Origin of the sequence: Thermogladius sp. 4427co (assembly GCF_051933805.1) — an archaeon.
Taxonomy (GTDB): domain Archaea; phylum Thermoproteota; class Thermoprotei_A; order Sulfolobales; family Desulfurococcaceae; genus Thermogladius.
In genome coordinates this window covers 1,099,502-1,120,537 of sequence record NZ_CP196893.1, presented here as the reverse complement: position 1 = coordinate 1,120,537, position 21,036 = coordinate 1,099,502, and the positions used below count along the sequence as shown (strand labels likewise).

Annotated in this window: 22 protein-coding genes; 12 read left to right on the top strand and 10 right to left on the bottom strand. The window is 44.1% G+C overall.

Annotated features, from left to right (window positions below):
- The first annotated feature begins 1 nt into the window (after position 1).
- From ACSU1N_RS06280 to ACSU1N_RS06270, 3 genes are all read left to right on the top strand, one after another.
- Entirely contained in the window at positions 2 to 538 is a 537-nt protein-coding gene (locus ACSU1N_RS06280; protein ID WP_440059390.1) for a flavin reductase family protein, read from the top strand.
- Between the two features lie 98 nt (positions 539 to 636).
- Positions 637 to 1,197, top strand: coding sequence for an ACT domain-containing protein (locus ACSU1N_RS06275; protein WP_440059389.1), 561 nt, complete (start codon positions 637 to 639; stop codon positions 1,195 to 1,197).
- 39 nt (positions 1,198 to 1,236) lie between these two features.
- Complete coding sequence (locus tag ACSU1N_RS06270) at positions 1,237 to 1,629, top strand: hypothetical protein (RefSeq protein WP_440059388.1); 393 nt, start codon at positions 1,237 to 1,239, stop codon at positions 1,627 to 1,629.
- On the opposite strand, the gene ACSU1N_RS06265 is transcribed toward ACSU1N_RS06270, so the two are convergent.
- The 6 genes from ACSU1N_RS06265 to ACSU1N_RS06240 all read right to left on the bottom strand — a co-directional run bounded on the left by ACSU1N_RS06265 (position 1,621) and on the right by ACSU1N_RS06240 (position 9,705).
- Positions 1,621 to 2,889, bottom strand: a complete 1,269-nt coding sequence (locus ACSU1N_RS06265) for an amidohydrolase family protein (protein ID WP_440059387.1) — start codon at positions 2,887 to 2,889, stop codon at positions 1,621 to 1,623. The genes ACSU1N_RS06270 and ACSU1N_RS06265 overlap by 9 nt on opposite strands.
- 68 nt (positions 2,890 to 2,957) lie before the next feature.
- On the bottom strand, positions 2,958 to 3,479 hold the full coding sequence (locus ACSU1N_RS06260) for a DUF2299 domain-containing protein (protein WP_440059386.1): 522 nt from the start codon (positions 3,477 to 3,479) through the stop codon (positions 2,958 to 2,960).
- A gap of 69 nt (positions 3,480 to 3,548) precedes the next feature.
- The gene (locus ACSU1N_RS06255) at positions 3,549 to 4,760 is read right to left on the bottom strand and encodes an ABC transporter permease (protein WP_440059385.1); all 1,212 of its coding nucleotides are present in this window, start codon (positions 4,758 to 4,760) and stop codon (positions 3,549 to 3,551) included.
- 9 nt (positions 4,761 to 4,769) lie between these two features.
- Positions 4,770 to 8,273 (bottom strand): hypothetical protein, encoded by a 3,504-nt coding sequence (locus ACSU1N_RS06250; RefSeq protein WP_440059384.1) that lies wholly within the window; start codon positions 8,271 to 8,273, stop codon positions 4,770 to 4,772.
- Between the two features lie 6 nt (positions 8,274 to 8,279).
- Positions 8,280 to 9,002: an ABC transporter ATP-binding protein gene (locus ACSU1N_RS06245; RefSeq protein WP_440059383.1), complete on the bottom strand. Its 723-nt coding sequence runs from the start codon at positions 9,000 to 9,002 to the stop codon at positions 8,280 to 8,282.
- Positions 8,995 to 9,705 carry an HD domain-containing protein gene (locus tag ACSU1N_RS06240; protein WP_440059382.1) on the bottom strand — a complete coding sequence of 237 codons (711 nt, stop codon included), beginning with the start codon at positions 9,703 to 9,705 and terminating at the stop codon, positions 8,995 to 8,997. Before ACSU1N_RS06240 ends, ACSU1N_RS06245 begins: the two co-directional genes overlap by 8 nt.
- Before the next feature lie 117 nt (positions 9,706 to 9,822).
- On the opposite strand from ACSU1N_RS06240, the gene ACSU1N_RS06235 reads away from it, so the two are divergent.
- Genes ACSU1N_RS06235 through ACSU1N_RS06225 form a run of 3 tightly spaced genes read left to right on the top strand, consistent with a single transcriptional unit; the run spans position 9,823 to position 12,098 of the window.
- Positions 9,823 to 10,275, top strand: a complete 453-nt coding sequence (locus ACSU1N_RS06235; RefSeq protein ID WP_440059381.1) for a PadR family transcriptional regulator — start codon at positions 9,823 to 9,825, stop codon at positions 10,273 to 10,275.
- Between the two features lie 3 nt (positions 10,276 to 10,278).
- Positions 10,279 to 11,247: an ATP-binding cassette domain-containing protein gene (locus tag ACSU1N_RS06230; RefSeq protein WP_440059380.1), complete on the top strand. Its 969-nt coding sequence runs from the start codon at positions 10,279 to 10,281 to the stop codon at positions 11,245 to 11,247.
- On the top strand, positions 11,244 to 12,098 hold the full coding sequence (locus ACSU1N_RS06225) for an ABC transporter permease (RefSeq protein ID WP_440059379.1): 855 nt from the start codon (positions 11,244 to 11,246) through the stop codon (positions 12,096 to 12,098). Before ACSU1N_RS06230 ends, ACSU1N_RS06225 begins: the two co-directional genes overlap by 4 nt.
- Here ACSU1N_RS06225 and ACSU1N_RS06220 read toward each other — a convergent pair.
- The gene (locus ACSU1N_RS06220; RefSeq protein ID WP_440059378.1) at positions 12,082 to 12,957 is read right to left on the bottom strand and encodes a spermidine synthase; all 876 of its coding nucleotides are present in this window, start codon (positions 12,955 to 12,957) and stop codon (positions 12,082 to 12,084) included. The two genes, ACSU1N_RS06225 and ACSU1N_RS06220, sit on opposite strands and share 17 nt — an antisense overlap.
- A complete protein-coding gene (gene deoC / locus ACSU1N_RS06215; protein WP_440059377.1) occupies positions 12,954 to 13,667 on the bottom strand; it encodes a deoxyribose-phosphate aldolase in 714 nt (237 codons plus the stop codon). Before deoC ends, ACSU1N_RS06220 begins: the two co-directional genes overlap by 4 nt.
- 58 nt (positions 13,668 to 13,725) lie before the next feature.
- Between deoC and ACSU1N_RS06210 the strand changes: the two genes are divergently transcribed.
- The 4 genes from ACSU1N_RS06210 to ACSU1N_RS06195 all read left to right on the top strand — a co-directional run bounded on the left by ACSU1N_RS06210 (position 13,726) and on the right by ACSU1N_RS06195 (position 16,567).
- Positions 13,726 to 14,439: a DUF72 domain-containing protein gene (locus ACSU1N_RS06210; RefSeq protein ID WP_440059376.1), complete on the top strand. Its 714-nt coding sequence runs from the start codon at positions 13,726 to 13,728 to the stop codon at positions 14,437 to 14,439.
- Entirely contained in the window at positions 14,432 to 15,460 is a 1,029-nt protein-coding gene (locus ACSU1N_RS06205) for an RsmB/NOP family class I SAM-dependent RNA methyltransferase (RefSeq protein WP_440059375.1), read from the top strand. The genes ACSU1N_RS06210 and ACSU1N_RS06205 overlap by 8 nt, the downstream gene beginning before the upstream one ends.
- A 2-nt stretch (positions 15,461 to 15,462) precedes the next feature.
- Positions 15,463 to 15,963, top strand: coding sequence for a hypothetical protein (locus ACSU1N_RS06200; protein WP_440059374.1), 501 nt, complete (start codon positions 15,463 to 15,465; stop codon positions 15,961 to 15,963).
- A gap of 91 nt (positions 15,964 to 16,054) precedes the next feature.
- On the top strand, positions 16,055 to 16,567 hold the full coding sequence (locus ACSU1N_RS06195; RefSeq protein ID WP_440059373.1) for a biotin/lipoyl-containing protein: 513 nt from the start codon (positions 16,055 to 16,057) through the stop codon (positions 16,565 to 16,567).
- A gap of 17 nt (positions 16,568 to 16,584) precedes the next feature.
- Here the strand turns inward: ACSU1N_RS06195 and ACSU1N_RS06190 are convergent, their stop codons facing one another.
- Positions 16,585 to 18,147: an acyl-CoA carboxylase subunit beta gene (locus tag ACSU1N_RS06190; protein ID WP_440059372.1), complete on the bottom strand. Its 1,563-nt coding sequence runs from the start codon at positions 18,145 to 18,147 to the stop codon at positions 16,585 to 16,587.
- 2 nt (positions 18,148 to 18,149) lie between these two features.
- On the bottom strand, positions 18,150 to 19,325 hold the full coding sequence (locus tag ACSU1N_RS06185) for a thiolase C-terminal domain-containing protein (protein WP_440059371.1): 1,176 nt from the start codon (positions 19,323 to 19,325) through the stop codon (positions 18,150 to 18,152).
- Between the two features lie 123 nt (positions 19,326 to 19,448).
- Here ACSU1N_RS06185 and ACSU1N_RS06180 point away from each other — a divergent pair, with 123 nt between their 5' ends.
- Positions 19,449 to 19,724 carry a hypothetical protein gene (locus tag ACSU1N_RS06180; protein WP_440059370.1) on the top strand — a complete coding sequence of 92 codons (276 nt, stop codon included), beginning with the start codon at positions 19,449 to 19,451 and terminating at the stop codon, positions 19,722 to 19,724.
- A 101-nt stretch (positions 19,725 to 19,825) separates the two neighbouring features.
- Positions 19,826 to 21,034 (top strand): transglutaminase-like domain-containing protein, encoded by a 1,209-nt coding sequence (locus ACSU1N_RS06175; protein ID WP_440059369.1) that lies wholly within the window; start codon positions 19,826 to 19,828, stop codon positions 21,032 to 21,034.
- The last annotated feature ends 2 nt before the right edge of the window (positions 21,035 to 21,036 follow it).

Here is a 21,036-nt window from a genome sequence, read left to right as displayed (position 1 = left end):
TATGGAAGACCGGCTCTATAGACTACTCTACCCTATGAGAGTATATCTAGTTACCTCTGGCGTATATCCGATAGAATATAATGTTATGACAGCTGCCTGGGTTACAGTCGTCTCAGGCAAGCCATTTCTAGTAGCTGTCTCGATATCCCCTGAGCGATACACATATAAGCTGATGAAGAAGTATGGTGAGTTTACAATAGCCGTGCCTTTAATAGATCAGCTGAAAGAATTATGGATAGCGGGGAGAATAAGTGGTCCCGGTAAACTCAGCAAGTTAAAATTAAGCTTTGCTAAAGGCGTGAAAGTGAATTCTCCTATTGTAAGGGAGGCTGTGGCAAACCTTGAATGTAAAATATTGGAATCTAAATTATACGGCGACCACGAACTCTTCATTGGGGAAGTCGTCTACACGCATTATAACCCAAATATTTACACACCGGAGGGTCCCTCGAGCAAGGCAAATTTCGTACTCCACCTAGGGAAAAACAAATTCACTACTAACTCCTCGGAGGTATACAAGATAGAAGATGATCGATAATGCTTAATACAAACATTTTAATTAGGTGGCTTCTAAGGAAACCCTATGTGTTATATGGGTTCTTAAAGAGGATTGTTCATAAAAGGAAAATTTGTATTATGGTAAACGAAGAACTTGGGCTAGAAATAAGAGAACGCGATTGCAAACATATTATTAGACAAATCGAGAAATATATCGAATCCCTCCCTAATCTAGACGAGACATCGATAAGTAGACTCCTCGCTAACACTAGTGTAGAGTTAAAAACCGATCTAGCCGTAGCGAGCGTTAGCCTTGACGCATATAACGATGTTATCAGCTCTATCTCAGCTATTAAGCCTAAAGCGAGATTTCTCTCTATAGTCTATAGTGCTTCAGCTATTACAATTATCATAGATAGAGAGCACTACGGTGACTTAAGCAGTCTACTTAAACCGAGGATCCTCTATGAAAACACAAATATCTCAGCTCTCATACTTATCAGCCCTGAAGACGTTATCTCCACCCCTGGGTTTACAGCATTTATTACATCGCTACTCGCAATCCACGGCATCAACGTTCTCCAATTACTCTCATGCCATAAAGATACTATCCTCATTGTGGAAAACAAGGATAGCTTAAGAGCATTCGAGTTACTGAATACTCTTGTATCGAGGAATTCGTTGCTACGAGAATATTAAAAAATTAAATATAGGCCTCGTGTAATATAGATTAAAGAGATGACTACAGTGGATAACGACTACCTTCCCTCCCTTCTTGAGGTGTTCGCAGGGGTTTTCTACGGCCTGGAAGCAGTAGCCGTATATATTGGTCTCACATATATCTCTATGCTGCTTCAGCCTACTGGCTTATTCGTCAACCTCATAGAGGCCATGAAATGGATTGTAATATACGTAACTACAGGCTCGAGCATAATCTCGGTCTTAATAGGTCTGGCTATTAGAAGGGCAAGTCCGGAAAAGCTGAGGGTGGCTTCAATAATATCATTATTTGTAACAATTATCTCTCTACCGGTAGGGGGTGGATTTATGATAGGAGCAGGCCTATCGGCTCTCGCTACAAGTATTATTCTAAATAGAAGCTATGAACTAGCTATCGAGAAATCAGAGTGACGACAGCTTATTCTTGAGTACTTTCCCTTCTTTCATCACGAATAATATTCTATCCTTATCGAGCAGTATCCTAGGGTTATCTAACGGGTTCCCGTCGACGATAATCAGATCCGCTAGCTTCCCTTTCTCCAAACTACCTGTTACATGGGATAAACCAGCTACTTCGGCAGCGTTTATAGTAGCCGCTTTCAATGCCTCAGCAGGGGGCATACCTATCTTCTCGACGAATAAAACTATTTCCAAAGCGTTATCACCGTGCCTGAAAGCTTTCACACCACCCCAGAAGTCTGTTCCCGTCGCTAGTTTAACCCCCGCCCTCCACGCTTTCCTAGCTCTCTCGACATGGTATTGGAACAGGAAACTCTCTTTCTCGAGAGCCCAATCCGGTAGACCGAGCTCTCTACCGTAGGTTAATATATGTTCTGAGACTGCTAGAGTCGGGACTACTACAGCATTCTTCTCGATAGCAAGCCTGATGCCTTCATCGTCGATCATATCAGCGTGGGCAATAACCTTGACCCCTCCTAGTAGCGCGTTAATAATCCCTTTATCCCCTTCAGCATGGGCGTGGACGAATCTACCAGCAGCCTTTGCTTCTTCAACTATTGCTTTAATCTCTTCGAGGGTGAACTGCGTGTATTCCGGCCTATCCCTCTGTGATAAAACCCCTCCAGTCGTAAATATCTTGATGAAATCAGACCCCATTCTAAGTGCGTATCGCGCAGCCTTCCTACACTCATCTACTCCGTCACATATGAGTGAGCCGAAAGGCCTCATTACAAGCCTCGATCTCACGTCTACGAGGTCGAGCGGTAGATAGTGTGTATCGCCGTGGCCGAATGTCTGGGATAATGGTGCTCCCGCTGCTACGATACGCGGCCCTTTCAAAGTACCTTCTTCAACAGCCTGCTTCAAACCCAGCGCAATCAATCCTCCTGCGTCTACTATAGTCGTAAAACCTGCTTCAGCAAGTGCCTCTAGGTCTTTAACAGCTCTCGCAACCATGGTCTCGTAACTAGTCAGCAACGGCTCTTTAACTACATCACCCGTCCTCAAACCAGATAAGTGCATATGAGCATCTATTAAACCAGGCATTACAAGCTTTCCTCTCGCATCTATTACGTCAACAGCTTTAGAAGCGTCAACAGAGCCTGAGGTACCTATATCAACAATATATTTCCCGTTTACGAGAATCCTAGCATTTTCTACGATAACACCTTTCCTTACATCGAGAACTCTCGCATTATCTATTAATAGCATGTCTCCCACCTAAAACCACTTAAATGGGTTTTAAATAAAAACGTTTTCATCAAAAACATAATTGGATTTTATAGGTACATTTGAGGAGGCTTCTGTTCTTTAGGCTGGGGTAACACGGGATACGCCTCGTTAAACATTGAAACAATAATAGAGTATGAATTAAGGATTTTCATAATTGTCTTTACGAAAACGTGTTTACCCCCTTTCTCGACTTCTTCGTCGAAAAGCACAGACGCGATAGTTAAAGTCTGTGGGTCTATAAGATTCGGTTGTATAGTCAGCTGGCAGTCGCTGCAGGCTGATAAAACTATCCTTGTAAGCCTGCTCATAAACCTCAAGACTTCCTCCTGTCTTAGAGATGATAGGAATTTTCTGTGTTCAGGGGATACCACGATACCTATTAGTATAATCAATCTATCAGGCTTCTCGGATGATTTGAAAACTTTAAAATTAACCTGGAAAGGAGGAGGTGTGTTGACGTCGAGACCCCATGATATTTTAGCTTCGGGCGGTGCTTCTAGTTTTTTGACGATAAATCCCTCTTCAATAAGCCACTGGTTGACTCTTTCTTCGACACCGTGCTTACTCAACCGTATAGCACCCTTACAATAGTTATAATTGTAACTTAAAAATAAAAAATGCAACTAACATAATCACTATTACTCGTACCTTAAGGCTTCTGCCGGAGGTATTTTCGCCGCTCTATAAGCCGGTAGAATCGACCCTGTTATACCTGTAAGCACTGTCAGCAGGACTACTTCCGCTATGAGACCTATTGTTATCTTCGGGCTTGTTCTTATAACGATATTGAAGAACCCGCTCGATATAACAAGGCCTTTGGAAGCTAGTATGTGGGCTCCTATAACACCGAGTATTATACCGACAAACCCCCCTATAAGGCTCATAATAATCCCTTCCGACAAAGTGAGTATTACTATCTGGAGATCCGTGAACCCAAGTGCTTTCATTACTCCAATCTCTCTGGTTCTCTCCATAACGCTGGTAATCATAGTTGAAGCAACACCCGCAACTGCTACCGCGAAAGCCGATAAGCTTGCGGCAAAAGTCATGAAGTTCACGGCGCTAGTTATTGAGGAAGCTATCCTAGCAATACCTATGAAGGAAACAACGTTGACGTTGTTACCATACATATCGTTGATACTGCCTACGATGCTATCAACGTTTTCGGGAGAGTCTGCGAGAACCAGTATGCCGGTCCAGTTGCTGACCCCTAGCAATAGTTTGGCTGCTGAAAACGGTACAAAAACCGATTTATCAGGATTGAGGAATAGTGCTCCACCATACTTAGCGAAAATAGCTGAAACCATGACGTTAAGCCTCCTCTCTGATACACCGCTTGAGGTTGAAACGAATACTGAAACCGATACTACATCACCTATATCATAGACCTCCCTACCTGATTCGTCGAAAGCTATATCGTATCCGAGAATACACTTGCTTGCATCATTAGGCGAGGGGGCTACTCCCTTGAGTATCTGAAGAGATGAAATAGCTTTTGTTAGGAAATCGGGATCTACGGCATAAACAAAGACTGTATTACTCGTCTTGCCCCCGTAATAGCCTTGCGTACTATAAAATGGGGCAGCTGAGACAACATGGGGTATTTCCCTAATCCTGTTTAAGTCTCTATCCGAGAGCTGGTAGCCCTGGCTGGGTGTTACAACAATAAGGTTTTGTCCAAGTCCCTGGATTTGGCTCACTATATAATCGCTGTAGGATGATGTCACCCCGTAGATCATAGTTATCGCTAGAGGGCCTATCGCGATCCCTATAATTGTGAGTATAGCTCTCACCTTTTTTTCCGATAGTGTTTTCATACTCAGCCTAATGATATCTGTGAGCCTTAGCATAAATAGTCATCACTTTCTAGCTTTCTTGTATACAATGTAGAATACTCCTGCGAGGAATAATGCAACTATGATTGTTACAAGCATGTAGAATGCTATAGGCTGCGACTGCTCGCTCTGCGTGAGCGTTGTAGCCGGAACACTAGCTATTTGTATTGGGACATTAAATGTCTTCTCGAAGAGGTTGTTGAAATCATCTCTGTACACTAGCTTTATCGTGACATAATTGTACTTCAGCTCCTGGATATTCAGTTCTAATCTAAACCCTGTCTGAGTAGCAGAATCTATATCGCCTAGGAATTCGAAACTAGTCTGGTTCCCATAGCTACAGTATACTACAACGCTCCTGGCTTTAGAAATACCCTCGTTCAAGACGACGCCGTTTACTACGATAGTGCCTGCGGAATATTTCACAGTGGTATCAGGGGTTAAGACCAGGTCAACAAACGGTTTTACCTGGAACGCCACCGTCTGGTTTAGCGTGCTAATGTATCCGCTAGCATCCCTATATATAAGTGTTACTGTGAAAACAGTAGCTGGAGATGTAGCTGTAACACCAGCGGATACAGAGAGTGTTATAGGGTTGTATACTATTGTGAAAGCAATGCTCACGTTTGATTTCGGCGGTAGCACATCTAGGTATTTGACATTACCTAAGGGTATCGCGTTGAAGGACTGCGGGATTAGTATTATATAAACATCGTATGCTGGGCTATCATATTTGTTAGCTACCATGATACTTACAAGCCCTGTCCCATTCATGAAGTCGATGGCTATCCTGTCCGTAGAGATTTCTACAAGTGGTGGGGCGCCTTCTATAGTAAACGGTATTGTAATATCTAGTCTGTACGTAGAACCCCAGTGATCGGTGAATTCTATCTCTGCGGGCAGGCTACCGTTGAACAATGTTCTCCCAATATTTATTACGAAGAATACGTCGATGAAATCTCCTTCTGAAAACTGTTGTGCTTGAGGTATTTGTCTGACGATGTCTAGGATATTCGACCCTCCCCGGAGCAACTGGGCGTATTGAGATACTAAGCTAGGGAGGCTACCCGTGAAACCTTCTGCCTCGCCCGCTAGAGTAAAGGAATCGCTGTATCCCTCTGGCAAGCGTATTTTCACAGATACCCCTCTAATACTTGGGAAATCCCTATTTACAAACCTAACATAGTATAAAGCCCCTTTTTCGCCAGGATACGGTTGCCCTGTTAACCAGCCATATGATACTATTCCTATAGCATCAAACGGATTGCTAATGTTTAAGACGATTGTATATGTCTTATCCTCAGTATACTCCGCATTGTTCGTTACAATACTATACCTGGCTTTAACAAGCCCAAGGTAAATACCCGGGTTAATACTACCTATGTCGAGAACGAACGATGCTGTAACCGTCCCAAATGGGTTGACAGGGCCCGAGATATAGTAAGTTAAGCTATAATATCTGGACGCTTTTAGTCCCTCGGGCGGTAGGAGCTCGAGCCATATCCCTGTAACCTGGTATGGGAGCGTGTTTGCCAGTGTTACAGTATATACGGCGTTAGAGGAGTTGGGGAATGCCGGGTAATTGTTCTGCCAGCCTGCTGAAACCAGTACCAGCCCTTCGCCAGCCCCCCACTTCTCGAGGAGTATTTGGATCCTGCTAGTGTAATTGAAGAGCGAGTATGATCCTGCTCGAACCCCGTAAAGGATATATACGTTAAAAACTTTTACCCCGTGTGTTGCATTCCTTAGATCCAGGTAGAATGTTAGGCTTACCGTACTGCCAGGGCTCAGTACCCCAGAATATGATATATTGTTATTCAATACTACTATACCTGGATCATTTAGCGGGGTTATGCTCACGAACAGGGGGCTTATTGGTTGAGGGCCTGGATTGTACAGAATTAACGTGAACGGTGCCCTACTATCCCCTGGATAAACATGCTGGGGCGTGGTAGTACCCCAGAAGTAGCTGGAGATCTCGGGTGTTGATGTAGAACTATACAGTATGCTCAATGATTCGATCCTGAGTCTAGAGCCGAGCACGATATTGATTAACCTGCTGGAGCCGTCGCTATTCACGATAAGGCCTCTCACCACTAGCTGGAAGCTATACGAGCCTGATTCAGCCCATGGCTTGATAGATATACCTGTAAACTCCAGCCTGGCTATCCCTAGAGACGGTATCGAAACCCCTTGTATGACTGTTTGAGACGGGTAGAAGGGGTCTGGGAGAATCAGCTCTACGCTCGCATCCCTGATATTTGCGTTCATACCATTGTATACTTCAACTACTAGGCTATTTGATGCGCTATTCGGGTAGGCCAGCCCGTTTGACCAGTAAACGTTGACTACTGTCAGATTTAACATAGGTGTAGGCACCGGCAGGACGAGGTTTATCTCGAGGCTAGCGGGGAATCTTGTGCCCTGCGAGTCTACTATAGCGTTCATTGATAGCGTTAATCTTACAAAGCCGGCTTCTTCATCTATGTAAACCCCTGTTAGAGTAATCGAGAAGACGTCACCGTAGTTAACAGGGTTGTTTACTACTAGGAAAGCGGTATTCGACCCATTGCTGAAATACCCGTTTTGCAGCCTAGCATATATAGCGATATTGCTGATAGTATACGTTGTATAGCTGCGGAATCTGATGTTAATACCTGTGTTATTCAGTCCCGGCATAACAACATTTGATGTGAAAGAGTAGTCTAGAACCTGCAATTTGATATTAGGTGCTGGATCAACCGTAATGCTGAATACCGTCTGGGCAGAAGATGTGTAGACAACCCCATCGCTTGTTTCCAATGTAGCGTTAACATATAGCGTGCCGTTGTAGACGCCTGGTTTAGCACTAGGGTCTATCGCTATATTGCTGAATGTTAGAGTAGTTGTATAACCAGGCTGCAAAGCCCCTGTTGAAGACCTGTTGCTCGTTATAAACGCCCATGCTGGTAGGCTGACCTGGGCGTCTAGGTGTAGGATCGTAGTATTCCCATCATTCGATAGTTCTAAGACAAGGCTGGTCGGGTAGGAGCCGGGGTATCCTATAGGAGTCCAGTAGGCGTCTCTAACAGATACCGAGAGAGGCGGGTATGGTTTGACTTCTATAGTGCCGTTGAGTATTTCTGTTTTCAAGACGCCTTGCTGGACATACGTTATATTCAGTATGAAACCATATACTCCTGGTTGAACGCTTTTGTCAACATCTACAATATAGTGATATTCGAGTAGGGAGCCGAGAGTAATCTCGCTCCCGATAGTGTAGTTAGATGGTAGTACGCAGGAAGATGATCTCAGGGTGAATCCGGATGGTAGAGATAAGCATGCTGATGGGTTAATAGCTGGTGCCGTAGAATTATAGGCTAGGGTAATGTCTAAACTAGCTCCAGAACTCCCGGGGTATACATCGCTTCTAGTCCTCGATACGAAAGTAATACTTACAATACTCCACGAGTTATCCGCTAGTGTGATCAGCGGGCTTAGGGATATTACCATTATAATAATTGAGAGAGCTGATAACAATTTTTTCATAGGCTATCACCCTCCAACAGTTTCCAATATGCATCTATCTTTCTCGGGCTCCACAGTATTCCATATCCTCCCGTCTCTTAACAGATATATCTTCTCGCTGCAATTTGCAACCTCAGGGTCGTGAGTCACTAGCATGATTGTAAGCCCGTTCCTATTTAGTTTAACAAAAGTCTCTATCACAGTCCTGGCAGAAGACCTGTCTAGATTCCCGGTGGGCTCGTCTGCCAGTAGTAGAACCGGACTAGTTACTATCGCTCTAGCGATTGCAACCCTCTGCTGCTGGCCACCGCTCAACTGGTTGGGCTTCTTATAGAGCCAGCTTTCTTCTCCTCCAACCATTTTCAACGCTTCGACCACGAGCTTATACCTCTCGCTTTTCGGCATCCCTCTGGCTATGAGAGGTAATTCAATATTCTCTCTTACGCTGAGCCTATTCACTAGGTTGAACCGTTGGAATACAAAACCTATGAACTTATTCCTGTAGAAAGCCATCTCAGTACTCGACATGCTTGAAACGTCTCTACCAGCTAGCCTGACAATCCCCGAAGAAGGCCTATCCAACAACCCTACGATATTAAGGAGTGTCGACTTGCCGGAACCGCTTGGCCCCATAATAGAGATGAACTCCCCCTCGTCCACGACTAGGTCTACGCCTCTTAGAGCAACTGTCTCTACACTACCCGTTTTATAGATCTTCCAGACATTCACCAACTCCACTGTTCTACCCATTATAACCACCGCAATACTTCTTGATCTCTTCAACCAAGCCCTCCTTCTTCACGAAAATACTACCGAACACGGATGCTATACCTTCTGATCCAATCATCTTGTCTACAGCCTTATACGGATTACAGCCTTCTCTCTCCAATTGTTTAACATAGTTTAACAAGTATTGCTGGAGTATATCCCCTATTCTAGCATCCAGTGAGTCCGCCAAGTGGACGATAAGGCCTTCAATAGTGGAGAACGGTTGGAGCCCGTGGACTTCAGCCACAGCCCTTATTAATCTATCTGGCGCACCCCTCTTAACGAGCTCTGCTACTATAGCGTAGTCGTGGGATAGGAACCAGTCGTCACGTACCTTGTAACCTCCTTCTATAATATCCGGCTTGTACTGGTAGTATTTGAATAAGTCGTGTAGTATAGCAGCTGCTAGGATGAGGTCTGGATCGGAACCTATACCGTAAACGTTCTCAAAGACCTCTCTTATCTTCAGCGATAATAATGCTACGCTAAGCGTATGAAAGCCCAGCCCGCCTGTGAAGAAATGATGTTTTCTAGGGGCAGCAGGCGAGTCGACTAGGTTAATCAATGGCTTAACGTCTGCGAATGTTAAAACAGGGTTCTTCAAAAGGTCTACAACTATATCTCTAAGCTTCGTATCGCGTATTGATTCCGCTAACCGAAATATTTGCTCCCACACGCTGGACATAAACATCTACCGATATATCTGCAGATATTGATTTCAATTATAAATATTTCAGAGTATAAGGAAGAACGTTAATATTTATAAACGTCTTTATATCTGCAGATATATCGGTTGAAAACTATGGATAGGTTTATATTGAGAGGAATGCTGGGAGTGATAGTGTTGAAGACACTCTCTGAAACCCCTTTACATGGATACGCTATAATGTCTAAGATTGAAGAAAAATACGGTTTCAAGCCTAGCCCAGGCGCTCTATACCCTCTTCTAAAGAAGATGGTTCGCGAAGGTCTTGTCAGCGTTGAAGAGAAACGTGTCGGGGATAGGATCGTTAAAGTATATAGCTTGACTGATAAAGGCAGAGCCTTCCTAAACGAGAAGAAACATGTTTCTGAATTCGCGGATTTCATATCGCAGAAGTTGAGGATCGCTAGAGAAATCGGTTTAATAAGCCTGGTTAAAAACCTGCTGTGGCTATTTAAAAACCTGGATAATATGCCCAGGGATAAATTGCTAGAGCTTAGAAACAGGATTGAGGAATTAAATAATCTTATATCATCGATGAGAGGCGTGTAGTATATGGATGTTATCGTAGTCGAAAAACTCGTGAAGAGATTTAAAGATGTTACCGCGGTAGCGGGTATAGATTTTAGTGTTAGGAAAGGTGAAATATTCGCTCTACTAGGTCCCAACGGGGCTGGGAAAACTACGACAATACATATAATCGCAACACTACTAAAACCAACGTCTGGTAGAGTCGAAGTATACGGATACGATGTGGTTAGAGAGCCGGATAAAGTGAGGAGGGTTATAGGGATAGTATTCCAAGACCCAAGCCTAGATAACCAGCTTACAGCATACGATAATATGTACGTCCACGGACGCCTATACGGTTTGAAGGGGAGGCAGTTACACGATAGGATCCTAGAACTACTCGACTTCGTAGAGCTGAGAGAATACGCTTACAAACAAGTTAAATACTATAGTGGCGGTATGAGAAGGAGGCTTGAGATAGCTAGAGCACTCCTCACCAACCCCGATATCCTGATATTAGACGAGCCGACTATAGGTCTAGACCCCCAGTCTAGGGCTAGGATATGGGATTACATCCGGAAGCTAAAGAAGGATTATGATATGACTATACTCCTTACAACCCATTACATGGATGAAGCTGATGAATTAGCTGATAGGATTGCTATAATGGATCACGGAAAGATCGTTGCAATGGGGACTAGTAGCGAGCTTAAAAACATGCTTGGCAGCGATGTAGTATACTTGAAATTCGATAACGGAGTGAGTAGTGAAATATGCTCTTATTTCGAGGCAAAAGTGTGTAAGGCCATTGATCCAAAAACTATCGAGCTTGTTGTCGAGAACGCTAACAAAATCCTACCTGAAGTATTCGATAAAGCGTTTAGAGCGGGTCTAAGGATTTCCGAGGTAAGCTATAGGAAGCCTTCTCTTAACGAGGTATTCCTGCATTTAACTGGTAGAGAGCTAAGGGATTCGCTTGAATCCCCACAGCCCTTGGCGAGGTGGCATAGATGAGTATAGAGCTATCTCCTCTAATAGCAATGGTATACAGGCAGGTGAAAAGGTGGGTTGGGGCTAGGTCAAGGCTGGTATCGACATTCCTGAACCCACTGGTCTGGATAATATTCCTAGGCCTGGGCTGGGGCTCTATATTCTCGGCTTCCAATATTAAACTACCCGGGCTACCTAGTATTCCAGGATTCTCGATAACGGATATGATACAAAAGTATTTCAATACTATCTTCGGAGGAGTAGACTACCTGACTTTCATGGTTAGCGGGATGGCTGCTATGACGGTTTTCATGGGTAGTTTTATCAGTGGTATAAGCGTTATATGGGATAAACAATTCGGCTACCTGAAGGAAACTCTGGTAGCACCGGCTTCGAGGAAGATCATTATAGCAGGGAGGATAGTAGGCGATGCTATCGTAACAAGTATTCAAGGACTAATAATAATCCTACTAGGCTTCCTACTAGCCCCGGGTTTGAAACCACTGGGGGTGCCGGTCGCTCTCGTATACCTATTTGTCTCAGCAATAGCATTCGCATCTCTAGGAGTAATCATCGCGCTAAAGCTTTCAAGCATAGAAGGGTTCCAGATGCTGGTAAACCTTATCACTATGCCCCTAATGTTCATGAGTGGGGTGTTCTACCCGTTTACGACAATGCCTGACTGGATGAAGCTTGCAGCCCAGCTCGACCCGTTGAGCTACAGCGTCCACTCTGTGAGATACTGGCTTACAGGCGCGGATGTAGGGCTTTACCCTATGAGCCCCGCTAACGATCTGCTAATTCTCTCAATACTAAGCATAACACTACTATTATTAGCAGGGTTAATATTTGAAAAAACTACTGTTGAAGAATAAACTTCTTCGGGTATAATACCCCGACCATTAAGAGACCAGTAAATCTACTCCCGTTTACATACAGGTTTCTAACGCCCCTCTCCTTCAGCCTTTTATCGAATTCCTCCGGCTTTACAGACCTAGGGTCGTAAACGTCGGATGCTATAATGAAATTAACGTTTACAGCAAAACTCGGTATCCATGTCCAGTATTCTCCAATGTATTTGAATACCTTGGCCAGGTTGTCTCTAACATAGAGGTATTCACTAGTGTAGAAATAGCTAGATCCAGCCTGTGTTACAACAACCCCGTCGCTCTTCATAATACTTTTCAGCCGGCTATAGAATTCAACGCTATACAAGGGCTTAGCAACTGGTCCTGCGTAAGGGTCTGTGAGATCGAGTATTACAACATCGAAATCCCTATCCCTTGCTTCTTCAACATATTTGAGCCCATCCATGATAATTATTTCAGCTCTCGGGTCGTTGAAACTGCCTTTATGCATTACATCCAGGTATTTCTTAGAGAATTCGACAACTTTCTCGTCGATATCTACCATTACTGCTTTCTCAACGGTATTATGCTTCAAAACCTCTCTGAGAGTTGCCCCTTCACCTCCTCCAATTATTAACACCTTCCGAGGGTTAGGGTGAATTGTCATCGCGGGTTGGACTAGCAACTCGTGGTATATGAACTCGTCTTCTTCAGTACTCTGTATGAAATTATCTATGACCAGCGACCTCCCGAAGCCATCTATTTCTACAAAAGCTATCTCCTGATAGGGGGATTTCTCTATAGCATACACCTTGACTACTCTCAGGAGGTGTTTTGTGAATCTACCAGCTGGCTCTAGTAGGAAGAATCCTCCTTCCTCGGTCATAATAATCCCTTTTTCAATCTATCGAATTCCTCCATTATTTTATCACCTGTACTAGTCCCTATCCTCGAAGCGCCGGCATCGATCATAGCCAGCGCGTCTAGCACATGCCTTATCCCTCCTGCAGCTTTAACGCCGATTTTTCCTTCTACAGCATTATATAATAGTCTCACATCATATACTGTAGCACCCTCTCCCAGAAAGCCCGTACTAGTTTTCACGAAATCTGCCCCAGATTCGAGGACTAGTTTTGCTGCTTTAATTTTTTCTTCATCAGTCAAAAGACCTGTCTCTATAATGATTTTAACCACCTCGATCCCCCTATCCCTCGCTTCTCTAACAATATTTTTCAACTCGCCTAAGACGTAGCCGTAATCCCCGGATTTAAAAGCGTTGATATTCATTACAGCATCTATTTCCTTCACACCTAACTCGGAGGCTTCGGAGATCTCAGCTATCTTCGACCTCGTGGAAGTATTCCCTAGTGGGAAGCCTACTACAGTAGCGATCCGAACACTTTTACCCGAGATCTCTATAGCCTTCGGTACAAGGCTTAGAGGTATCACAAGCGCTTTAAAACCATACCTCTTGCAGTCGCCGATATATTTCTCTAGCTGCTTATAATCCGCCTGGGGCTTTAGCATCGTATGGTCTATGTAGCTAGCGAGCTCGCTACTACTAATTCTATTTAAATACTCCATCAATCTACTCATACTATCACCATTTAATACGTTAATCAACTGCAAATTATTAATGTAAGGGTTGAGCTACTTGGAGATTTATGTTGGAACCAGCGGATGGCTCTACGATTGGAACGAGGAGGCGACACTAGACTGGTATATCCGGGAGAGCGGTCTAAATACTGTAGAGTTAAACGCTAGTTTCTACAGGTTTCCATTCAGGAACCAAGTTCTCTCCTGGGCTAGGAAAGGGTCTTCTATTAAATGGGCTGTTAAAGTACACCAGAGTATAACACATCGGAGAAAATTTGGAGAAGGATCCCTAGACATATGGTTTAAGTTCAGGGATCTCTTCCAACCACTCGATAAATACGTTGAATTCTACCTGTTCCAGCTACCGCCGAATCTATCTTGTAAGAAAGAGAACCTGGATAAAATAGAGAAATTCTACGAAAATACAGGGCTTGGAGAGAGGTTTGCAATAGAATTCAGGAATCCTACTTGTTTTAATAACGATATTGTTGAATGGGGGAGGAGTCTTGGACTAACTATTGTCTCAATAGATGCCCCGATAGCAACCTGGATAGCTTATTCTAGCAGATCTCTTTATCTGAGACTCCACGGCCACCTAGATTGGTATGGCTACGAGTACTCGGAAGGGGAATTAGCTGAGATAGCAGACAAAGTTATCTCACTTAAACCACAAAGGGTATTCGTCTATTTCAACAATAATCATTACATGCTTGAAAACGCTAGGACGATGAAGAAAATACTAGAAGCTAGAGTAAGTGGTGGAATTGGGTAAAGGGGTTACCGTATCCGACATCTATAGAGAGATCTATATTGAGCCAGGCGATAAAGCTAAAGAGCTTGCTGCCACATACGGCTATTTACCCTACATGGTGCAACGCTACCTAGTAATGCTCGGCTTAAACGAGACAATAGCCCTTCTCGAAGCATTCGAGAAACCTGTTAAGCCGGTTGTTAGAACTAATACGGTGCTAATAGACCCGGATAAACTAGCCCTACGCCTAGAGCAATTAGGTTTCAGGCTAGAGGAAATTAAATGGTGGAAGGGGGCGTTCAGGGTTGTTAATCAACCGGAGCATCCTACGATCGGTTCAACACACGAGTATCTCAAGGGCTTATACTATGTCCATAGAGATGCCTCCGCGTTGATACCAGTAATCCTTTTACTGCACGAATATAGGGGAGACGTGTTAGACGCTTGTGCAGCCCCGGGTGGTAAGGCGACGTTCGCCGCCCAAATAGTATGGGGTTCTGGCAGAGTATATGCTAACGATATCTACCTACCCCGCTTGAAAGCATTAGCCGGCCATGTTATGAGGATGAAGCTTTCAAATATTACTGTTATGTGGAACGATGCCAGAATACTCTACAAGAAGTGGAGTAAGAGGTATGAAAGAATTATCCTAGATGTTCCTTGTAGTTCTGAAGGAACCATTATGAACGACCCTTCTAGGAAGACTAAGACTAAGATAAGAGATCTCGCTATCCTGGTTAGACGCGAGATAGAGCTATTGAAAGCAGGCATAGAAATGCTCTCTAAGGATGGTGTTCTAGCATACATAACGTGCAGTATTGCGCCAGAGGAGAACGAGTATGTTGTATCCAAAATCCTCGAATCGAGGAGCGACGTAGATATTGTAGAACCACCTCTCAAATTATTTGATTGGAGTACCGGCTTAACTAGGTTCCACAGGCTCGTATTCGATGATAGAGTAAGAAAGTGTGTTAGGATTTGGCCGCATAGACACAGTATGTTCGGGTTTACATTCTGCCTACTTACGAAAAACAGGGGGTAGGTTTGCGCGAGACTATTAAGTTTAAGCAGATAAGGGTTAGCAAGGAAACCATAGGATCCCTAGCCTGGTACGCGTGGAAGGCTTTAGGAGTTGACTTAGGAGAATATGTTGATTTAAGCCGGGTCTATCAGACTTGTTTCGACGATACATGTTTAATATACGCTTTGAGCAGTAGGGCCCCGAATACCATTTTCGATGGAGCCTGGATCGGGGTTTCTCTAGGCGGGAAAGCTGTTCTATCAACATTATTGTATACAGAGGTCTTTAATAGAGTAGGGTATAGGGCTGCAGTAATAGCATCTGAGAAAGGGGTTAGAGCATTCCTGTATGGAAACGACCTACTATACGAGAGCATAATCGAGATCTATGAGCCTATAGACAGTTTTATCGCAGTAGTAGATAGCTCGGATAAAACTGTTATAGGTGTAGCAGAGTTAGACCGGGAGAGAAGGGTTTTCAGGAATATCTACGACCTAGGGATTTTTCTCAGGATCCTAGGCTAGTGTAATAGTTTAAATATTTAACCATGATATAATAATTGAAAACAGGAAGCAGTAGTTGATTATCTAAAAATATTGCTAAGAGAGGTATATCATGCCTAAGAAAATAAGGGTGAAGACAGTCTATGGCCATACGTTTGAGATGGTGATAGACAAAATCGGGAAGGATAGAGCTAAGGTAATACTGCCAGACGGTAAGGAGATCGAAATCAAAGTCGTAAAACAGTCTCCAGACAGGATAATACTGGATTACGACGGTGTCACCTACTCGCTTTTCATCGCTGAAGGACAGGCTTATATCAATATACAACCCCTGCTAATAAGCGATGTGGTTGAAATATACGAGTCCAAAATCGCTAGAGAGAAAGCGCAGGAGCAGAAGCCGGTTGTAAGCGGTAAAGTAATCAAGGCCCCTATAGCAGGGAGGATTATCGAGGTTAAAGTAAACCCAGGCGATAAGATTAAGCAAGGAGATGTAATCGCGTTAATGGAGTCTATGAAAATGATTATCGAGATCAAATCCCACCTCGAGGGCGAGGTTGCTGAAGTCTACGTGAAGAAAGGGCAGAGCGTTCAGAAGGATACGCCGCTCGTCTCGCTAAAATAGGATAAACATAGTGTATCTTATAGAGGTATGTTCGAATGCTTCTTAGGTATTATTCCTAAGTATTCCTCCCTCTTCCTATATACTACCTCCAGGGCTGCCGCAATCTTAGCCCGTGTTAGAGCCGGGTCTATGACATCGTCTACGTAACCGAGCTCTGCGGCTAGGTAGGGATTAGCGAACAATTTCCTATACTCGGCTGTTTTCTCCTCGTAGAATTTAGCTGGGTCTGGGTGGGATTCTGCTTCTTTCCTATACAGTATCCTAACAGCCCCCTCTGGACCCATTACAGCTATCTCGGCTGTAGGCCAAGCATAAGTTATATCTGCCCCGAGAGACTTACTCCCCATAGCTATATACGCTCCTCCATAGGCTTTCCTCATTATAATCGTGATCTTAGGGACTGTTGCATCAGCATATGCGTGTAGTATTTTAGCACCGTGTCTTATAATACCCCCATGCTCCTGGTCTACTCCAGGCATGAAGCCAGGTGTATCTACGAAGGTTATAATCGGGATATTGAATGCGTCGCAGAATCTCACAAACCTAGCTATTTTATCCGAAGCATCGATATCGATAACCCCTCCTTTGTCCGCAGGCTGGTTGGCTACAATGCAGACAGATCTACCGTTTATTCTCGCAAAGCCTATTACAGCCGATTTCGCGAAATCCGGCTGGAGCTCTAGGAATTCGCCGTTGTCAACTACTCTGACGATAACCTCTCTTACATCGAATGGTTTGACAGGATCTGTGGGGATCAATGAGTATATATCGTCGATCTTCCTATCGGGCGGGTCTCCGGTCGGAAGGTACGGTGGTTCTTCATTAGAATTACTAGGCAGGTAGGATAGTAGCCTCCTAGTCACGTGGAATGCTGATTGCTCGTCTTCTACGACAATATGGGCGACACCGCTTTTAGTAGCGTGGACGTGCGCTCCACCGAGCTCTTCGAAAGACACCTCGACTCCGGTAGCAGCCTTAACTACCTCGGGGCCTGTGATAAACATGTATGCGTTTTTAACCATGATCACAAAATCCATTAGAGCCGGGCTATAAGAAGCTGCTCCGGCACAAGGGCCGAGCATTAGAGCTATCTGGGGGATTACACCGCTCGCTTTCACGTTCGCAGCAAACAACAGACCAGAGCTATGGAGGCTTGCAACACCCTCTTGTATCCTCGCGCCGCCCGAGTCGTATAAGCCTATCACCGGTGCACCGTATTTAATAGCCATCTCTATTAGGTAGGCGATCTTCTCCCCGTGTATCTCCCCGATACTCCCGCCGAAGACTGTGAAATCCTGTGCGTATACAAAGACTGGTCTGCCATCGATCCTACCATACCCTATTATTACTCCATCGCCGTAGATTTTCACTTTGTCCATGCCGAAGAAAGAGCTTCTATGGGTTCTCAACCACTGGATCTCGTTGAAACTATCCTTGTCTAGTAGTAGATTGAGTCTATCCCTGACCCATAGCTTACCCTTCTTTCTCTGAGCTTCTATCTTGTCTAGCCCGCCCCCTTGAATACTCTTCTCTCTCAACTTATTCAGTTCTTCCAGTAGCTCACTATGGTCACGAGCCATACCTACCTATACCTCTTAAGTATTGCTATTGATGTAAATGTAGCCACCCCGCCGATGTTATGGGTTAACGCTGTCTCAGGCGAAGAAGCTTTGAAGCCAGGGAAGTCGCCTCTGATCTGCATAAATGCTTCCGCAACCTGGTAGACTCCGGTAGCCCCAACAGGGTGTCCTCTCGCCTTCAACCCACCGCTGAAATTTACCTCCGGTTTATCACCTTTACCAAATCTCCCTTCTTTCCATAATCTAGGCGCTTCACCCTTAGGCGCAAAACCTATATCCTCAAGAGCCAGGAGCCCTGTAATACTAAACGCGTCGTGGACTTCAGCATAGTCTATATTCTTTAATTCTAGTCCGGCTTTACCCAGGGCCTCCCTGGTTGCTTTAACAGTAGACTCCATAGTTAAAAGGTCTCTTCTAGAAGCAAGATCGACGCTATCTGTAGCCATAGACACTGAAGCGAGCTCTACTAGGATATCTTTCCCTACCGCCTTAGCAACCTCCCTGGCTCTCTCCTCACCCCTAACTAGGAGGACTACAGCCGCCCCGTCACCTATCGGGGATGCGTCAAATAGCCTTATAGGGTCTGCTATAAGCGGGCTGTTCAGGATAGCGTCGAGCGTAGTCTTCCTAGGCAGCTGTGCGTAAGGGTTGTAGGAAGCATACTCGTGCATTCTCAGAGGCCAATAAGCGAAATCTGACCTATCGTATTTGAAAGTCTCCATGTAGAGTCTCATGACGAGAGCGTTGAGGCCTGTGAAAGTAGTTCCGTAGATTAATTCGTATTCAGAATCTGCGGCTTGAGCAAGTGCTTTAGTAGCCTCGCTAGTAACTCCCTCTGTAAGCTTCTCAACACCTCCTACAGCAACAACATCTACTAGCCCCGATTTAACTAGTGCGTAACCTGCGTATACAGCCGCTCCTCCACTACCACACGCTGCCTCTACCTTGAAAGCCGGGAGCCCTCTAAAACCCGAGTAGTCTGCTAGTAGCGCACCTAGACTATCCTGCTCCATTAAAACACTTGAAGTCATATTCCCAACTACTATAGCCTGCGGCCTCAGTCCCCCAGCGTCGTCAATAGCTTTCCATAATGCTTCCCGGAACAGATCCCTGGCACTCCTCTCGTAAAACCTACCTATCTTAGTCATACCAGCGCCTACAACAAACACTCTCTCCATAACCGTCTCCACGCCTCCACTAATTTATCGAGGGCGTGGTTTATAAGAATAATAGTAATAACGCTAAAAAATAGACTGCCATCCTGCTTAAAAGTGTATTATCAATAATGATTAAGAACAGTAATGGCGAGGTTCTTGGATAGAGCAAGTGAAACAATGATAGCGAGATACGCTATAAGAAAAGTGTTGAAGCTAGGGGTAGACGAAGACTCTATCAACATTAGAGACTGGCACAGGATTACAAGGTTCGTTAAGGAGAAGGGTAATAGTATTGTTAAATTGAAGAAAGGCATGTACTACTGCGGTTTCTGCGGGAAAGGTCCTTTCACGAGAAGAGGGATATACCTCCATCTCTTGAGAGTTCATTTAGACGAGGTACTTGACGCCATCCTGGAATAAATATCGTGTCGCAAAAAATTCGTGTAATACCTTGAGAGTTGTCCTACTAGAATACCGAGTATAAATAAGGCCCTGACCTAGTATACTACAAGGTGCTGGTCTTGGATGGCAAGTATCTAATAGCCGTAGCCTCTCTGACTTTTATACTGTTATTATTCTACCATATCCAAACAGTGAATAACCTTAATTCGACAATAGCCAATCTATCCAGGAAAGTAGATGTATACAAATCCGAAATAGCTCGTTTAAACTCTACTATAGTAGGGCTTAAATCAAATCTTACAAGCCTGGAAAGCCAGCTCGAAAGCTATAAGAACGCTTATAATAAAGTATTGGAGTGGTTTGAGAGCAACATAAGCTATTATAAGAGCCTTGTATCAATGTACGAGAACCAGATCTCGCAACTCAATAGATCGCTTGAAGAGAATAGAACTTATTACATACAGCTAATAAGTAATCTTACAGCTGAACTCGACTACTACAAGTCGCTAGTGGAGAAACTAAATAACGAGCTACAAACCCTGAACAATTGGTTGAAAGGTAACACGGACTTACTAATAAATCAGCTAGTGGTTCTACAAGACGAACTGCATTCGTTGAAAGCCTATTTGTCGACTCCTATCGGCGTGATAACGCTTATCACAAATAATATCTCTTTCATTAACTCCTTTCTATTAATTAATATAGAATTAATACGCGGGCTAGAGCTCAACCTGACCCCGGGAAGTATCCCATTCAATATTGTGAACTATACATTGTTGAACTTCTACTACCAATTCGACCCTGTCGCGTTAAGAGACTATTGGAAGCCTGTAAACGAGACACTCCTAGATCATGGAGGCGATTGCGAAGACCTAGCTCTTTTCATCTACTCATATCTCTACGCCCAGGGGTTTAACAAGACATTTCTAATAGCTTTCCAAAGCAATGGATACGGTCATGTAGCTGTAGCATCATATATAAATAACACCTGGTATTTGATCGATCCCGCCGGAAACTGGTTTAACGGGTATAATGCTTTCATTATAATCAATATCAAAGACAGCTACACTATTAGAATACCCCCACTGCTAATCTACCCCTCTGTGAAGAAATGGCTCTTACAAAACGGTTTCGCAGTTTTAGATTTCATACCGTTTAGACAGGGAGCCCCAAGTAATCTCCAAGACTTAGTCACCTCGTGGAGCCAGTACTGGAGTAGCCTAGGCTATCCGCAAGAAAGATACTTCATAATCTCTTTAAACGTATTCAAGGTTTCAAATAGCTTATCCGATTTATACTATCAGCTGGAGAGTCTCGCCTCACGATAGTT

What these genes read in the sequence shown, in the direction of transcription:
- ACSU1N_RS06280 (WP_440059390.1), top strand. Translation starts at nt 2, where the DNA reads ATGGAAGACCGGCTCTATAGACTACTCTACCCTATGAGAGTATATCTA.
- ACSU1N_RS06275 (WP_440059389.1), top strand. Translation starts at nt 637, where the DNA reads ATGGTAAACGAAGAACTTGGGCTAGAAATAAGAGAACGCGATTGCAAA.
- ACSU1N_RS06270 (WP_440059388.1), top strand. Translation starts at nt 1,237, where the DNA reads ATGACTACAGTGGATAACGACTACCTTCCCTCCCTTCTTGAGGTGTTC.
- ACSU1N_RS06265 (WP_440059387.1), bottom strand. Translation starts at nt 2,889, where the DNA reads ATGCTATTAATAGATAATGCGAGAGTTCTCGATGTAAGGAAAGGTGTT.
- ACSU1N_RS06255 (WP_440059385.1), bottom strand. Translation starts at nt 4,760, where the DNA reads ATGCTAAGGCTCACAGATATCATTAGGCTGAGTATGAAAACACTATCG.
- ACSU1N_RS06250 (WP_440059384.1), bottom strand. Translation starts at nt 8,273, where the DNA reads ATGAAAAAATTGTTATCAGCTCTCTCAATTATTATAATGGTAATATCC.
- ACSU1N_RS06245 (WP_440059383.1), bottom strand. Translation starts at nt 9,002, where the DNA reads ATGGGTAGAACAGTGGAGTTGGTGAATGTCTGGAAGATCTATAAAACG.
- ACSU1N_RS06240 (WP_440059382.1), bottom strand. Translation starts at nt 9,705, where the DNA reads ATGTCCAGCGTGTGGGAGCAAATATTTCGGTTAGCGGAATCAATACGC.
- ACSU1N_RS06235 (WP_440059381.1), top strand. Translation starts at nt 9,823, where the DNA reads ATGGATAGGTTTATATTGAGAGGAATGCTGGGAGTGATAGTGTTGAAG.
- ACSU1N_RS06230 (WP_440059380.1), top strand. Translation starts at nt 10,279, where the DNA reads ATGGATGTTATCGTAGTCGAAAAACTCGTGAAGAGATTTAAAGATGTT.
- ACSU1N_RS06225 (WP_440059379.1), top strand. Translation starts at nt 11,244, where the DNA reads ATGAGTATAGAGCTATCTCCTCTAATAGCAATGGTATACAGGCAGGTG.
- ACSU1N_RS06220 (WP_440059378.1), bottom strand. Translation starts at nt 12,957, where the DNA reads ATGACCGAGGAAGGAGGATTCTTCCTACTAGAGCCAGCTGGTAGATTC.
- deoC (WP_440059377.1), bottom strand. Translation starts at nt 13,667, where the DNA reads ATGAGTAGATTGATGGAGTATTTAAATAGAATTAGTAGTAGCGAGCTC.
- ACSU1N_RS06195 (WP_440059373.1), top strand. Translation starts at nt 16,055, where the DNA reads ATGCCTAAGAAAATAAGGGTGAAGACAGTCTATGGCCATACGTTTGAG.
- ACSU1N_RS06190 (WP_440059372.1), bottom strand. Translation starts at nt 18,147, where the DNA reads ATGGCTCGTGACCATAGTGAGCTACTGGAAGAACTGAATAAGTTGAGA.
- ACSU1N_RS06185 (WP_440059371.1), bottom strand. Translation starts at nt 19,325, where the DNA reads ATGGAGAGAGTGTTTGTTGTAGGCGCTGGTATGACTAAGATAGGTAGG.
- ACSU1N_RS06180 (WP_440059370.1), top strand. Translation starts at nt 19,449, where the DNA reads ATGGCGAGGTTCTTGGATAGAGCAAGTGAAACAATGATAGCGAGATAC.